17 protein-coding genes, 1 pseudogene and 1 riboswitch are annotated in these 14,007 nt (G+C 46.0%); of the genes and pseudogenes, 1 reads left to right on the forward strand and 17 read right to left on the reverse strand.

The window, feature by feature from the left end:
* Positions 1 to 130: 130 nt before the first annotated feature.
* A riboswitch (FMN riboswitch) is annotated at positions 131 to 278 on the reverse strand.
* Between the two features lie 119 nt (positions 279 to 397).
* The 4 genes from BAMF_RS31780 to BAMF_RS31795 all read right to left on the reverse strand — a co-directional run bounded on the left by BAMF_RS31780 (position 398) and on the right by BAMF_RS31795 (position 2,713).
* Positions 398 to 742, reverse strand: coding sequence for a hypothetical protein (locus tag BAMF_RS31780; RefSeq protein ID WP_013352734.1), 345 nt, complete (start codon positions 740 to 742; stop codon positions 398 to 400).
* A gap of 246 nt (positions 743 to 988) precedes the next feature.
* Positions 989 to 1,561: a signal peptidase I gene (lepB, locus tag BAMF_RS31785; RefSeq protein ID WP_041481653.1), complete on the reverse strand. Its 573-nt coding sequence runs from the start codon at positions 1,559 to 1,561 to the stop codon at positions 989 to 991.
* Positions 1,562 to 1,641: 80 nt separating this feature from the next.
* Complete coding sequence (locus BAMF_RS31790; RefSeq protein ID WP_013352736.1) at positions 1,642 to 2,133, reverse strand: CcdC protein domain-containing protein; 492 nt, start codon at positions 2,131 to 2,133, stop codon at positions 1,642 to 1,644.
* 148 nt (positions 2,134 to 2,281) lie between these two features.
* Entirely contained in the window at positions 2,282 to 2,713 is a 432-nt protein-coding gene (locus BAMF_RS31795; RefSeq protein ID WP_038463262.1) for a peptidylprolyl isomerase, read from the reverse strand.
* A 285-nt stretch (positions 2,714 to 2,998) separates the two neighbouring features.
* Between BAMF_RS31795 and BAMF_RS31800 the strand changes: the two genes are divergently transcribed.
* A complete protein-coding gene (locus BAMF_RS31800) occupies positions 2,999 to 3,898 on the forward strand; it encodes a DUF1002 domain-containing protein (protein WP_013352738.1) in 900 nt (299 codons plus the stop codon).
* Positions 3,899 to 3,944: 46 nt separating this feature from the next.
* Here the strand turns inward: BAMF_RS31800 and lysA are convergent, their stop codons facing one another.
* The 13 genes and pseudogenes from lysA to BAMF_RS31860 form a co-directional block, all read right to left on the reverse strand.
* Entirely contained in the window at positions 3,945 to 5,264 is a 1,320-nt protein-coding gene (lysA, locus tag BAMF_RS31805) for a diaminopimelate decarboxylase (protein ID WP_013352739.1), read from the reverse strand.
* A gap of 124 nt (positions 5,265 to 5,388) precedes the next feature.
* The gene (locus BAMF_RS31810; RefSeq protein WP_013352740.1) at positions 5,389 to 6,870 is read right to left on the reverse strand and encodes a spore germination protein; all 1,482 of its coding nucleotides are present in this window, start codon (positions 6,868 to 6,870) and stop codon (positions 5,389 to 5,391) included.
* Complete coding sequence (gene spoVAEA, locus BAMF_RS31815; RefSeq protein ID WP_088030539.1) at positions 6,824 to 7,432, reverse strand: stage V sporulation protein SpoVABEA; 609 nt, start codon at positions 7,430 to 7,432, stop codon at positions 6,824 to 6,826. The genes BAMF_RS31810 and spoVAEA overlap by 47 nt, the downstream gene beginning before the upstream one ends.
* A gap of 3 nt (positions 7,433 to 7,435) precedes the next feature.
* Positions 7,436 to 7,786 (reverse strand): stage V sporulation protein AE, encoded by a 351-nt coding sequence (gene spoVAE, locus BAMF_RS31820; RefSeq protein ID WP_013352742.1) that lies wholly within the window; start codon positions 7,784 to 7,786, stop codon positions 7,436 to 7,438.
* Positions 7,787 to 8,803 carry a stage V sporulation protein AD gene (gene spoVAD / locus BAMF_RS31825; RefSeq protein ID WP_013352743.1) on the reverse strand — a complete coding sequence of 339 codons (1,017 nt, stop codon included), beginning with the start codon at positions 8,801 to 8,803 and terminating at the stop codon, positions 7,787 to 7,789.
* 11 nt (positions 8,804 to 8,814) lie between these two features.
* Positions 8,815 to 9,267 (reverse strand): stage V sporulation protein AC, encoded by a 453-nt coding sequence (spoVAC, locus tag BAMF_RS31830; protein WP_007612334.1) that lies wholly within the window; start codon positions 9,265 to 9,267, stop codon positions 8,815 to 8,817.
* A 31-nt stretch (positions 9,268 to 9,298) separates the two neighbouring features.
* Positions 9,299 to 9,472 (reverse strand): annotated as a pseudogene (locus BAMF_RS40830) (stage V sporulation protein AB); the annotation flags it as partial.
* Entirely contained in the window at positions 9,462 to 10,082 is a 621-nt protein-coding gene (locus BAMF_RS31835; RefSeq protein WP_013352744.1) for a stage V sporulation protein AA, read from the reverse strand. The pseudogene BAMF_RS40830 and the gene BAMF_RS31835, both read right to left, overlap by 11 nt.
* 126 nt (positions 10,083 to 10,208) lie before the next feature.
* Positions 10,209 to 10,976 carry an RNA polymerase sporulation sigma factor SigF gene (gene sigF / locus BAMF_RS31840; RefSeq protein WP_003153348.1) on the reverse strand — a complete coding sequence of 256 codons (768 nt, stop codon included), beginning with the start codon at positions 10,974 to 10,976 and terminating at the stop codon, positions 10,209 to 10,211.
* A gap of 11 nt (positions 10,977 to 10,987) precedes the next feature.
* The gene (gene spoIIAB / locus BAMF_RS31845) at positions 10,988 to 11,428 is read right to left on the reverse strand and encodes an anti-sigma F factor (protein WP_003153347.1); all 441 of its coding nucleotides are present in this window, start codon (positions 11,426 to 11,428) and stop codon (positions 10,988 to 10,990) included.
* Complete coding sequence (spoIIAA, locus tag BAMF_RS31850) at positions 11,425 to 11,778, reverse strand: anti-sigma F factor antagonist (protein ID WP_013352745.1); 354 nt, start codon at positions 11,776 to 11,778, stop codon at positions 11,425 to 11,427. The genes spoIIAB and spoIIAA overlap by 4 nt, the downstream gene beginning before the upstream one ends.
* 95 nt (positions 11,779 to 11,873) lie before the next feature.
* Entirely contained in the window at positions 11,874 to 13,043 is a 1,170-nt protein-coding gene (locus BAMF_RS31855) for a D-alanyl-D-alanine carboxypeptidase family protein (protein ID WP_013352746.1), read from the reverse strand.
* Positions 13,044 to 13,179: 136 nt separating this feature from the next.
* The gene (locus BAMF_RS31860) at positions 13,180 to 13,998 is read right to left on the reverse strand and encodes a purine-nucleoside phosphorylase (RefSeq protein ID WP_013352747.1); all 819 of its coding nucleotides are present in this window, start codon (positions 13,996 to 13,998) and stop codon (positions 13,180 to 13,182) included.
* Between the last annotated feature and the right edge of the window lie 9 nt (positions 13,999 to 14,007).

Raw genomic sequence — 14,007 nt, forward strand, 5'->3', positions numbered from 1 at the left:
GTTATCCCTCCCTTCTTCCACGCAATTTGGCGTCAAAAAAGCCCCGAATGTTTACACAGTTCGGGGCTTTACCAGTTTTAATCCATAGGAAATAAGACTATACAGTATGATTATTTTTTGCATAGCTTCTCTCATCCTTCTCCCATCCAGACTTTCACTGTCGGCTTCAGCTTTTCACTGAATCCACCGTATACAGATGCATACGGGTCACGGGCTGTAAAGCGCAGGAGCGCCTTATTACCGCCGGTCGGGATTTTCACCCAGCCCCGAAGGATACAATCAATATTTTTTTGTCCTTATCCGCTATTATAACATCCTTTACGGGAGGCGCAATGAATTTGCACCTAATTATTCAGAAAAAATAAAAAGCGCCTTTTTTCCAAAAAGGCGCCTTCATTTATTCGTTTACTTTAACGACCTTCAATAAGCCGTCAATCCGGTTCGATTTGCTGAAATACGCTTTAATCTTATCTCCTTTTTTCACATCGGAGAGATCCTGTTTCAGCTTGTCGCCGTTAAAAATGATTTTTGTGCCGTTTGCTGCCGTACCGTGGTATTCATTTCCTTCTATTTTCGTAATTTTATATGTTTTCACTGTATATTCTTCTTTTTCCTGAGACAGGGTTTGTCCGATCGCAGTAGGCACGTCTTTCAGTTCAATATCGTTTATGACCATAAAACCGCCCGCCAATAACAGCAGCAGTACAAGTAAAATGGCTGCTTTTGTTTTAATTCTTTCCATTTTTCTACCTCCAGCCCGTATCAATCTATTCATTACTATGTCATATTCCTTTTTTTCATGAATAGAAAACCGTTCTTCCCTGCGTGAGTTATTCATATAACGATTCATAAAGGGAAGATGTTTCATGTATCTGTAAAACTTTCTATCTATTAAATAGATATACGAATTTATGTTCTGTTTTTGTGGGTGGAAAGATAAATTTATATAAAAAAAGCAGTTTTCTCTAAAGAAAACTGCTCGTACGGTTTATTTCGTCTTGCGAATTTCATTAAACGGGAAGAAGACGAATTTTGATGTTCCCGCTATTTGTTTTTTCGTAAAAAGACCGAGGCCGTTGCGGCTGTCCATAGAGTTTCTGCGGTTATCACCCATGACGAAATATTTGTCGTCCGGCACTTTCACCGGGCCGAAGTCATCCGTCAGCGTGTAGCCGTCCTGCTTCGCTTTTTTCTTGTTTGCCGCTAAATACGGTTCGGACACTTTTTTGCCGTTGATGTACAGCTGATCGTTTTTCATTTGCACCGTGTCGCCGGGAAGTCCGATAATCCGTTTGACATAGTGCTCGTTTTCTCCGTTCAAAACGACGATCTGGCCGCGTTTGAAGTCGCTTATGTATTTGACCGTCATATTGACAAAGATTCTCTCACGGTCATGCAGAGTCGGTTCCATTGATTCCCCGTCAACGACATAAGGAGCAAATAAAAAGTTGCGGATGAGCACTGCCAGAACGACAGCGATGATAATGGCTTTCGCCCAATCAAGTACGGCGCTTTTTTTAGAAGTTTTTTCTTTTTCTGATTTCAAGTGATTTCCTCCCATTAGCCATGGTTGTTTTTATTTTACCATGAATCCCTGCACAGAGGGCAAATAAGCCCCGCACCTCATCCATTTTTTTCATTTCACAAGCCGGATCTGCTGATTTTACGGTATTTCACGAAGCTTCCGATCCGCCAAATGCACAAATACACAAAAGCAAGCTCCATTGTTAAAACGGCAAATTCCGCCGCGTCAATGTTTTTGAAATATTGACTGAGCACGATACGGATCGCAATAATCGCGATAATGACATATTTAAAGTTTTTATTCCGTTTGGAGTAGACAAAGCCGTCTTCCCGGATTTCATATGCGGTTTGCGACAGCATAATGACGCCAAATACCGCGCCTAACAGTCCGGCGATGGCGAGCTCCCAAACAGCGGGAAGATGAAACGGCTTTCCCGGAATATGCATGAGCTGGCTGATGCTGAACGAAAAAATGACGGCGATAATCACAAGCGGGAGAATGATGCCGAAGCCGCCGCCTTTAATCGGCCTGTTTCCCTTTTTCATTCTGAACCAAAAAATAAGTGCAATAATAATAATGACAAATAAAACGGTTGCCAATTGAACCAACGTTTTTACCTCTTTTCATTGTTGTAATCGGTCTTTTACACTATACCAGAGTGACCGCTATAGTTCATATATGTATTTTTTCATGATTTACACATGAGAATTTTCATATACATAAAAAAACCCGCCTGAAAAGGCGGGTTTTCCGTCATTAACCTTCTACACGGACTTCTTTCATTTTGTCTCCGTTAGACATGTTTTTCGCGTGCTCTAAACCGCTTGTCACTTTTCCGAATACAGTGTGAACGCCGTTTAAATGCGGCTGCGGCTCATGTACGATGAAGAATTGGCTTGAACCCGTGTCTTTACCGGCATGCGCCATTGATAAAGAACCGGCTTCGTGCTTATGCGGGTTGCCTTCTGTTTCACATTTGATCGTTTTTCCGCTTCCGCCCATGCCTGTCCCAGTCGGATCTCCGCCTTGGCTGACAAAGCCCGGAATCACGCGGTGGAAAATAACGCCGTCATAAAAGCCCGTATTCGCCAGGTTTTCAAAGTTAGCGACTGTATTAGGCGCTTCATTCGGGTAAAGTTCAAATTCGATTCTGCTGCCGTTTTCCATTTCGATGTAACCAGTTTTCATTCTCATTCCTACTTCCATATGTTTTTTGTCAAAGCCTTCTTCCACATGAATTTTCAATTGTAAGCCGGCTTTCTTTTTGATATTCTTTTGAAGGAAGATGCGTCTGCTCTTCTTTTCGCGGCTTATTATACCATACCTTCAGCCGGAAAACGAATCTCCCAGCTTCCAAAGAAAGAAAATGAAACCAGAACAGCTTCACAGCCGTCTATGTAACGGAACTGCTTCACGCAGGGCCTCACAAACCGCTTCAAAACGGCATTTGTGAAAAGAAGGAGGTTAACCGCTTTGAAAAAAATGTGGATTGGATTGCTGGCGGCGGCCGTTGTATTGTGCACAATACCGAAGATCAGCCTGGCCGATGCCGCAGTCGGAGATGTCATCGTCACACTGGGAGCAGATCTGTCAAACGCAGACCGTCAAAAAGTGCTTGACGAATTAAATGTTCCTGACAACGCGACAAAAGTGACGGTCACTAATAAAGAAGAACATGAATATCTGGGAAAATATATATCGAATGCCCAAATCGGCACAAGAGCCATTTCTTCATCATCCATCACGGTGGAAAAGAAAGGGTCCGGGCTTGACGTCCAAACCCATAACATCGATTCCATTACGGATGAAATGTACTTAAACGCCCTGATGACAGCAGGCGTGAAAGATGCGAAAGTATACGTAACGGCGCCGTTTGAAGTATCAGGAACCGCTGCATTAACAGGGGTCATTAAGGCATATGAAGTTTCATCAGACAAAGCGATTTCAGAAGATGTAAAACAAGTCGCCAACCAAGAGCTTGTCACAACATCAAAACTCGGAGATAAAATCGGAGATAAAAACGCCTCCGCGCTTATCGCAAACATTAAAGACGATTTCGCGAAAAACGGTGTGCCCGATACAAAAGAAGGAATCGAGAAAAAAGTCGATGATGCGGCATCAAACCTTAACATTACACTGACTGACGCTCAAAAAGACCAGCTTGTTTCATTGTTTAATAAAATGAAAAATGCCAAGATTGATTGGGGCCAAGTCGGCAATCAGCTTGATAAGGCTAAAGACAAAATCACAAAGTTCATTCAATCCGACGAAGGCAAAAGCTTTATTCAAAAAGTCATTGATTTCTTCGCGTCGATTTGGAATGCGATCGTGTCTGTATTTACAGGAGACAGCGGATCAAGTTCTAACAGCTAAAACAAAAAAGAGACCGGGACTGTATCGTCCCGGTCTCTTTTTTTGTTTATTGTTTGACTCCCGTCTTAAACGGCAGATCCAGCTTGACAATGTCTTCATAGGTTTCTCTTTTAATGACAAGATGCGCTTCGCCGTCTTCCACAAATACAACCGCGGGACGCGGAATGCGGTTATAGTTGTTAGCCATGCTGTATCCGTATGCCCCCGTGCAGAAAACGGCGAGCAGATCGCCTTCTTTCACTTCCGGAAGGTCTATATCCCAGATGAGCATATCTCCGCTTTCACAGCACTTACCCGCGATGGATACCGTTGTGTCATGGTGTTCTGAGATTCTGTTTGCCGATACGGCTTCATATTTCGCCTGATAAAGCGCAGGACGGATATTGTCGCTCATGCCTCCGTCAACGGCTGCATATTTACGGGTGCCGGGCACTTCTTTTTGCGAACCGATGGTATAAAGCGTCGTTCCGGCGTCTCCGACGAGCGAACGTCCCGGTTCAATCCAAATTTCCGGAATGTCAAAAGCGTACAGTTCTGCGTTTTCTTTTACCGCTTCAATAATTTTTTCCACGTAGACGGCGGGATGAAGAGGTTCATCCTCTTCTGTGTAGCGGATGCCGAAGCCTCCTCCTAAATTCAGCACTTCAGAGACAAAGCCGAATGATTCTCTCCATTCATTCAGTTTTGCAAAGATTTTTTCCGCGGCCAGGACAAAGCCCGCCGTATCAAAAATTTGCGATCCGATATGGCAGTGAACGCCGAGAAGACGGATATGGTCTGACTGTAATACTTGCTCAATCGCCTTTTCTATTTGCCCGTTATGCAGATCAAAACCGAATTTGGAATCTTCCTGCCCCGTCGTAATATAATCATGCGTGTGCGCCTCTACCCCCGGGGTGATCCGCAGAAGCACATCCATGGCGCGCCCTGATTTGCGGCACAGTTCCGCAAGTAAGGATATTTCATGAAAATTATCAACGACGATGCAGCCGATTTGATGATCGAGCGCCATTTGCAATTCTTCCCTGCTTTTGTTATTGCCGTGAAAATGTATCCGGTCAGCCGGAAAACCGGCCGAAACCGCCGTAAACAGCTCTCCGCCGGACACAACGTCCAATGAAAGCCCCTCCTGCTCAGCGAGCTGTATCATTGCAACGGAAGAAAATGCCTTGCTCGCGTATGCGACCTGCGCTTTTAAATCCGCGTCAATGAATGCCTGTTTAAAGCTTTTAGCGCGCTCACGTATTAAAGCCACGTCATAAACATAAAGAGGCGTGCCGTAATGCTCCACTAAATACAGCGCATCCACACCTCCGATTTCCAGATGACCTAGTTTGTTTTGTCTGCTTGTGCCATGTAAGAACAATGCTCATTCCCTCTTTCTGATCCGCATATGGGTGAAAAGGACAGCTTTTGTTGAGCTGTCCTTATACAGGTCCCGTATAAGTTAAGACATACAATATCATAATCTTCTGTCGGTTTCAATGCGATTATGAACCGCTTGGCTGTCTTTGACGGTCTTTCGGGTGAACAATGCTCGGTCTGACTTTTGCTCCCGGCACTGTCGTCCGGACGAGCACCTGCCACAGCGCCTTGCCGTTAAATGGTAAAAACGGCCATAAATACGGCGTATGAAATGAGCGGATACTCGCCATTACGATCAGCAGCAATGTAAAGCCGATAACAAAGCCTTTCACTTTGAAAATGGCCACGAGAATCATTAAGATGAGACGCATCATTTTATTGGCGAGGCTGAGTTCATAGCTCGGCGTTGTGAATGATCCGATGGCGGCGATCGATACGTACAAAATCACTTCGGCTGAAAACAGCCCCACCGCTATGGCGATTTGTCCGATCAGCACCGCCGCAATCAGCCCCATGGCGGTCGATAAAGCGGTCGGCGTATGGATCGCGGCCATCCTGAGAAACTCAATGCCCAGATCGGCCAAAAAGATTTGCAGAATGATCGGGATATGCGTATTTTTATTTAAGCCGATAAAATCCAATCTTTCTGGCAGAAGAGACGGTTCGAGAACAAACAGGAACCAAATCGGAAGCAGGACAGTTGAAGCAATAATACCAAAAAACCTGATCCATCTTAAAAATGTCCCGACAGAAGGAGCCTGCCTGTATTCTTCCGCATGCTGAACGTGGTGAAAAATCGTTGTGGGCGTTATGATAACGCTCGGTGACGTATCGACGACGATAATGACGTGACCTTCCAAAATATGATTGGCGGCCACATCCGGGCGTTCTGTGTATCTGACCATAGGAAACGGGTTGTAGCCCTGCTTGACGATAAATTCTTCCACCGTTTTATCAGCCATCGTCAGCCCGTCAATGTCAATCGCATTCACTTCGTTTTCGACGATGCTGACAAGATCAGGGTCCGCGATGTCCTCTATATACACAATGGCCAGATCGGTCTTAGAGCGCTCACCGACTTTCGTAATTTTGACGCGGAGCCTTTCGTCTCTGATTCTTCTTCTGATCAACGCTGTATTAATGACGATACTTTCTATAAAACCGTCTCTTGCCCCGCGCACGACCTTTTCTGTATCCGGTTCTTCGGGCGTGCGTCCGGGATAATTCCTGACGTCGACGACGAAAGCGAAGCCGGCGTCTTCAACGATAACGGCGACAAGTCCGGAAAGCACTTGATCCGTTGCTTCGTCGAGTGTTTTCACTTTTTGGACCTGCTGATTGACGAGCCTGTTTTCAACGACATCAATCGCTTCATCCGCGTTCTCGTCATAATTATTGACATCGACGAGCTGCTCTATTAAATGAATGATAAACAAAGTATCGGTTAACCCGTTGACAAAGTAAATCTGGACTTCCCGGTCTAAAACTTGAACTTTGCGGACGCCGACATCATAGCTCGTCCCCATACCGACACGGTCTTTAAAAAATTGTTCATTTTTTCTAGGATCCCGGTATACTTTTATCATGTTTTCCGGTTTTTCCGGCATGATATTCGCTCCTTTCTAAAATGAATTCGACAGCCTTCATCGTAATCGGCGAGCCTTTGGATATATCATCTTTTCTTCCCATCTTTCCTATGTCGCCGATGCCTACAATGAGGGGAACGTCCAGTTTGTCAAGACAATACACCGTGTCTCCGTTCATTCTGTGCTCGTCCATTTCTCTCATTCCGATTTTGTCGACGCCAAACTCCGTCACTTCTCCATCACGGTCAATGGAGACATCTACTTTCGTCCATTCAGCCTGATGGGTTTTAGAAGCGACCGCAATCACTCCCAGCACTTCAATGTCTTGATGTGAGGCGACATATTTCAGCGCCGTTTCGCCCGGTCCTTCACCTTGCAGGCCCGAATCGTCAAACATGACAAACACCGGGTCATTCGGCGCGGTTTTAATCAGCTGAACAAGTTCCGGACCGCTTCTGGTTGAAGGATTGCCCTTTGATTGGGAAATACACCGTCCGCCTGTTTTTTCCGCGGCATATTCAATCGTTTTGGCGGCGTATACGTCCCCGTCTGTCACAAGGATGACTTTCCGTTTCGTCATCAGACATTATCCTTTCGGTTTAAAAATAACAGCCACAAGAAATGCGAATAAAATCGCTGAAGATATGCCGGCGGAGGTAAGTTCAAAAATCCCCATGCCGATCCCGATAAATCCATGCTCGTGAGCTTGATGCATGGCGCCGTGCAATAAGCTGTGTCCGAAGCTGACGATGGGAACCGTCGCGCCCGCGCCTGCGAACTCGATAAATTTGTCATAAATGCCGAACCCGTCTAATAAGGTGCCGATGACCACAAAAGTTGTCATCACATGGGCGGGTGTCAGTTTAAAAATGTCCAGCAGCAGCTGACCGATAATACAAATGATTCCTCCGCAAACAAAAGCCAACAGATATTCCATTTATGATGCACCTCCCGCTCGCTCAAATACCACACCGTGGGCGATGGTCGGAATGGTTTCCTTCTGCTGAATCATTGTCGGACTTAAAAGCGCTCCTGTCGCGACAACGAGAACCCTGTTGAGAGACCCCGCTTTTAATTGATTAAAAATATGTGTGTACGTAACAAGCGCGGAGCAGGCGCAGCCGCTTCCGCCCGCAAATACCTGCTGATCCGGCGTATAGATGAGAAGACCGCAGTCATCGTGTTTCGTTCCGGCGGGATAGCCTTCTTCTTTAAGCAAATCTTTTAAAATCGGCGAGCCGACGCCTGAAAGGTCTCCCGTTAAAATCAGATCGTAATCATCCGCCGTACGGTTCAAGTCCTTCAGGTGCTGTTTGATTGTATCTGCAGCAGCGGGCGCCATGGCAGAGCCCATATCAAACGGGTCTGTAATCCCGAGGTCGCTTACTTTTCCCACTGTCGCGCTTGTAATCTTGATATCAGAAGGGTTTTGGCTGATGATGACCGCCCCTCCCCCCGTAACCGTTGAAGTGGCGGTATCCGGTTTTTGCCCGCCATACTCCGTCGGATTACGGAATTGCCGTTCTGCCGTCGCATTATGGCTGCTCGTGGCCGCAATCGCCCTGTTCGCAAAACCGCCGTCAATGAGTGCGGATGCGACGGCAACCGTTTCCATTGACGTCGAGCAGGCGCCGAACAGACAGAGGAACGGAATTTTCAGATGTCTTGCGACGTAATTGGCCGTCACATTTTGATTTAAAAGATCACCTGCGAGCAACAAATCAATATCGCTTTTTTTCAGGTTTTGTTTTTGCAAAGCGGAGTTGATGGCATCTTCCATTAATTGACGTTCCGCCATTTCCCAGTTTTTCTGATTGCAATGCATTTCATCGTATGTCTTATCAAACAGCGAGCCGAGCGGGCCGTCTTTTTCTTTCGGTCCGGCTGCCGTCCCCGCCGCATTTATAAATAACGGGTTTTCAAACACCCAGGTTTGCTTTCCGGTCAATTTCATTTTTTCTCCTCCTATGAAAACAGTTTTTCACAAGCAAACCGTATCAGGCCTACGATATAGGCCGCCACGACGCCGAATACAATGACGTTTCCCGCCAATTTAAACATGTTTGTCGCCACTCCGAGCACAAGCCCTTCACTTCTGTGTTCCAGAGCCGCGCTTGTCATACTGTTTGCAAATCCCGTCACCGGCACGGCTGAACCCGCTCCGGCAAATTGACCGAGTCTGTCATAAATGCCGAATCCGGTCAGCAGGGCTGAAATTAAAATAAGAGTGGCGGACGTCGGGTTGCCCGCTGTTTTTTCGTTAAAATTAAAAAAGTGGATGTAAAAATCTTGAAGAGCCTGCCCGATCAGACAGATCAAACCGCCGATCAGAAAAGCTTTGACACAATTCCAGACATATGGCGGTTTCGGCTGATAGTCTTTCACTTTTGTTTTGTAATTTTCTTTTAAGTTTGTCACGTCTGTTCCTCCTTATGAATGATGGATAAAATACAGCCCCTGAAATAACAGCCCCTTCGTAGGCCTGTACAAAGCGCATTGTTTTTGTCAGCTGCATAAGGCGGGGGACGATTCCCATAACGGTTAAAAAAGCCACAAAGCCCGCTCCCACGGTCAGCCCGCCGCCAAGCCCGACAAATATAACGAAAAGAATGCTAACGATCATGCAGATCTTTCATCGTTTCTTCATTTTCGTGCATTGCGACATAATGATCGAGATCAAGCTGATAATTAAACATCTCGACCTCCAGCGGGCTTGGCTCTTCATTCAGGCGTTTTTTGAAGATGTGATTGAAAAAGACGATCATACCGAGACCGAGGCCGATGCTGTACGGAATCTGAAGCAGATACGGATATTCATTCCGTCTGCCCGTTATGATTTCATATAAGGCGATATGAACTTCTCTCATACTCACATCTTCATGAAAATTCATAATGGCGAGACATGAACCGATAAAAAGCAGCAGCCAGACACCGACAAACAAAACGGCTGACAGCTGCTTTTTCTGGTAATGAATTTCCACTATCGTTTCAGCGCCGCCGACGGTCTGTACATCAAGAGCGGGAAAAGCGGTATGAATGGCCTTCAGCACTTTTATAATGTCCAGCACTACGATATTTTTGTCTTTTTTCGTGATCTGATACAGCGGCAGTGCCGACAGTTTTTTTTTCAGCTTTTGCTGTCCCGCGATCTGCGCGGCGTCGCCGACTGTGATGATATCTCCGGTATGAGCCTTCACGCGGTGGCGAAGTCTGAGGAATATTCGTCTTTCCATCTTGCATCACCATCTTTCGGGTGGTTATATATGTAGTATGTGGTTCACTTTTGTTCTCATTCATCAGCGGCAAAAGACCATAAATTACCACTTGTGCACAAATAAAAAAAGCCGGCCCGTAAAAGGTCAGCTTTCCGTATGATCCATCTGCACTTTAATCTGCTTTAATATTTTTTTCTCCAGCCTCGATACCTGGACTTGTGAAATCCCGAGCCGTTCGGCTACTTCCGACTGGGTCTGGTCTTTGTAATACCTCAGATAGACAATGAGTTTTTCCCGTTCTTCCAAATCACTGATCGCTTCCTTGAGGGCGATTTTGTCAAACCACTTCTCTTCTGAATGATCGGCGATCTGATCGAGCAGGGTGATCGGGTCTCCGTCATTTTCATATACCGTCTCATGAATGGATGAAGGCGCCCGCACCGCTTCCTGCGCAAGCACCACATCCTCCGCATCAATTTCTAAATGATCCGCGATTTCCTGAACGGTCGGCACTCTTCCGTATGTTTTTGACAGCTCATCTTTCGCCCGGCGGATTTTATTGCCCAGTTCTTTTAAAGATCTTGACACTTTGACGGTTCCGTCATCACGGATGAAGCGCTGGATTTCTCCGATAATCATCGGCACGGCATAAGTTGAAAAACGGACATCATAGGACAAATCGAATTTATCAACGGATTTTAACAATCCGATACAGCCGATCTGAAACAGATCGTCCGGCTCATAGCCTCTGTTTAAAAACCTTTGCACGACAGACCACACAAGACGCATGTTTTTTTCTATGAGGAGGTCTCTTGCCTGCTGGTCGCCCTCTTGGCTCTTTTTGATTAATTCTTTGACTTCATGGTCCTTGAGCTGCGCGTTTTTGCTGTTTTTCTTAACCTCCACATCCATAACAAATCTCCTTAATTACAAAGCGCTTTGCTTTTTGATAGGTGTTTTGTTAAGCGTATCGTCGTCCCCATCTCCGGCGAGGAATCAATCGTGACATCATCCATGAAGTTTTCCATAATGGTAAAGCCCATTCCGGAGCGCTCAAGCTCGGGTTTTGTCGTAAAGAGCGGCTGGCGCGCCTCCTCCAGATCCGTGATCCCGAGGCCTTCATCCCGTATGGTCAGATAGACGACGTGATCCTCCAGCGTGACGGAGATGTACACCTTTCCGTCGCAGTTTTCTTCATAGCCGTGGATGATCGCGTTTGTTACCGCTTCTGATACGACGGTTTTGATTTCCGTCAGCTCGTCCATCGTCGGGTCCAGCTGTGCGATAAAAGAAGCAACCGTTACACGCGCAAACGATTCATTCTGACTGAGGGCTGAAAATTCAAGATGCATCTCGTTTTTCATGATGCCACCCCCAGCGTTAAAAGCGCTTTTTGTTCTGATTGTTCGAACCTGATAATTTTAAACAGGCCCGACATGTCAAACAGACGTCTCACCGCAGGCGAAATCGCGCACACGACCATTTCTCCGCCGAGCTGTTTAATTTGTTTATAACGTCCTAAAATCACGCCGAGGCCCGAGCTGTCCATGAAGGAAAGATCTTCAAGGTTCAGCACGATGTGACGGATGCCGTCAGCCTCCAGCGATTCAGTCACCTTTTGTTTTAATGATTCTGCCGTATGGTGGTCAAGTTCACCTGTTAATCGAATACAAAGCACGGATTCTTTGACATGAAAGTCAATTCCAAGGCTCATGCTCATTCCTCCTTGATATGATCGGATAATGAGTGTTTCGATTTTCGGGAAAGCAATTCCTTCACTATGACAAAACTAGTGCCCATTCGCCACGATTATTTAAATTTTGTCCAATCTCCCATCGTCCGCTTCAGAAAAGTGAGAAAACCCGCTTTTTCCATGTCGTCTTTTGCCGTGACGGGGCTTTCAACGAGCACTTTTCCGTCTTTTTTCAGAACGAGGCTGCCAAGCACCTCTCCTTTTTTAACCGGAGCCGTTACATTGCTGTTGATTTTCACTTCTTTTTTAACTTTGTCCATATTCTCCCCCTTTTTGGCTAAAAGGGAAATCGGTTCAGACGTGGTCAGCTTGATCAGTTTCTGCTTACCTTTTTTGACTTTGACCGATCCGACGATTTGATTCCGTTTATACAATGGATGTGTTTTGAACTGGCTGAAGGCATAATCAAGCATTTTTGTCACTTGGGCATTTCTTTCTTTCGGAGTGCTGGCTCCGAAAACGACTGCGATGACCCTCATATTGCCTTTTTTAGCGGTGGCAGTTAAACAATACTTCGCTTCGCCTGTAAAGCCGGTTTTCACACCGTCTACACCCGGATAAAATTTGATCAGCCGGTTTGTATTGACGAGCCAGAACTTTTTGTCTGTATTTTCTCTTAAATAATCCTCATACGTTCCCGTAAATTGAGTGATTTTGTCATACTTCAATAATTCCTTCGCCATTTTTGCCATGTCGTAAGCAGAGCTGTAATGGCCTTTTTCAGGCAGGCCTGTCGGGTTTTTGAAGGAGGTATCTTTCAATCCCAATTCTTTTGCTTTTTTGTTCATCCGGCTGACGAAATCCTCTTCCGAACCGGCGATATATTCTGCCATCGCGACAGATGCGTCATTTCCGGAAGCGATCGCAATTCCTTTGAGCATTTCTTTTACCGTCATTTCCTCTCCGGGTTCAAGGAAAATCTGCGAGCCGCCCATGGACGCGGCATGTTCACTCGTCCTGACTTTATCGCTCATCTTAATGTTTCCTTTGTCAAGCGCTTCCATGATTAAAAGCATGGTCATGATTTTTGTCATGCTTGCCGGCGCCAGGCGCTCCCGGCTGTTCTTATTGTAAAGAATGCTTCCCGTATCGCGTTCAATCAGCACGGCGCTTTTGGCTTCATGAGCGAGCTCCGATGTATGTTTTCCGTCCGGCTTTGCAAAAGCGGACGGTGCCGATGCGGTTAATAAAATGCCAATCAACAAAGTGGATATAAGACGTTTCATCTCCAAAGCCCTCCATTTCATAATCCTTTTTATTTTTTCCAAGCCCGGTGGTTTTATACGCCTCATCTGGAAAATGTTTCGTTTTGAGGGCACAAAAAAACAGCTGCTCCCGAAGAAACAGCTGCCTGATGTTTATTTATTTTTGAGATCGTGCGACTACGGCTTTTACAAGCTTCAAAAAGCCGCCTTTTACTTTTTCCGTCATTTCCATCACTTCATCATGGGATAACGGCTGGTCAAGAATACCGGCCGCAGCGTTGGAAATGCATGAGATGCCGAGAACTCGCATACCGGCATGGTTTGCGACGATAACTTCCGGCACAGTCGACATGCCGACAGCGTCAGATCCCATCGTTCTTAAAAACCGAACTTCTGCCGGCGTTTCGTAAGATGGTCCCGTAACAGCTGTATACACACCTTTTTGAACCGGAATGCCAAGCTCATCCGCCGTTTTTTCAGCCAAGTTTGACAGCTCTTTGTCATAGGCTTCTGACATGTCCGGGAATCTGACTCCGAATTCAGCTTCGTTCGGTCCGATTAACGGGTTGGTGCCCGTAAAGTTGATATGGTCGGTAATAATCATCAAATCACCGGCGCGGAATTCAGTGTTGATACCGCCGGCTGCGTTCGTCACGATGAGAGATTCAACGCCGAGCGCCTTCATCACGCGGACGGGAAACGTTACCTGATCCATTGAGTAGCCTTCATAGTAATGAAAGCGGCCCTGCATCGCGATAACCTGTACACCTTCAAGCGTACCCATCACAAGCTGGCCGGCATGGCCTTCTACCGTTGAGACCGGAAAATCAGGAATCGTTTCATATGTAAGCTTAACAGCTCCTTCAATTTCATCTGCCAATACTCCGAGCCCTGACCCTAAAATCAGACCGATCTTCGGTGTTTCTTTCACGTGTTCTTTAATAAATGCAGCAGCACGTTCGATCTTTTGTTTCAAAAAAAGTCC

The organism is Bacillus amyloliquefaciens DSM 7 = ATCC 23350 (genome assembly GCF_000196735.1).
GTDB classification, from domain to species: domain Bacteria; phylum Bacillota; class Bacilli; order Bacillales; family Bacillaceae; genus Bacillus; species Bacillus amyloliquefaciens.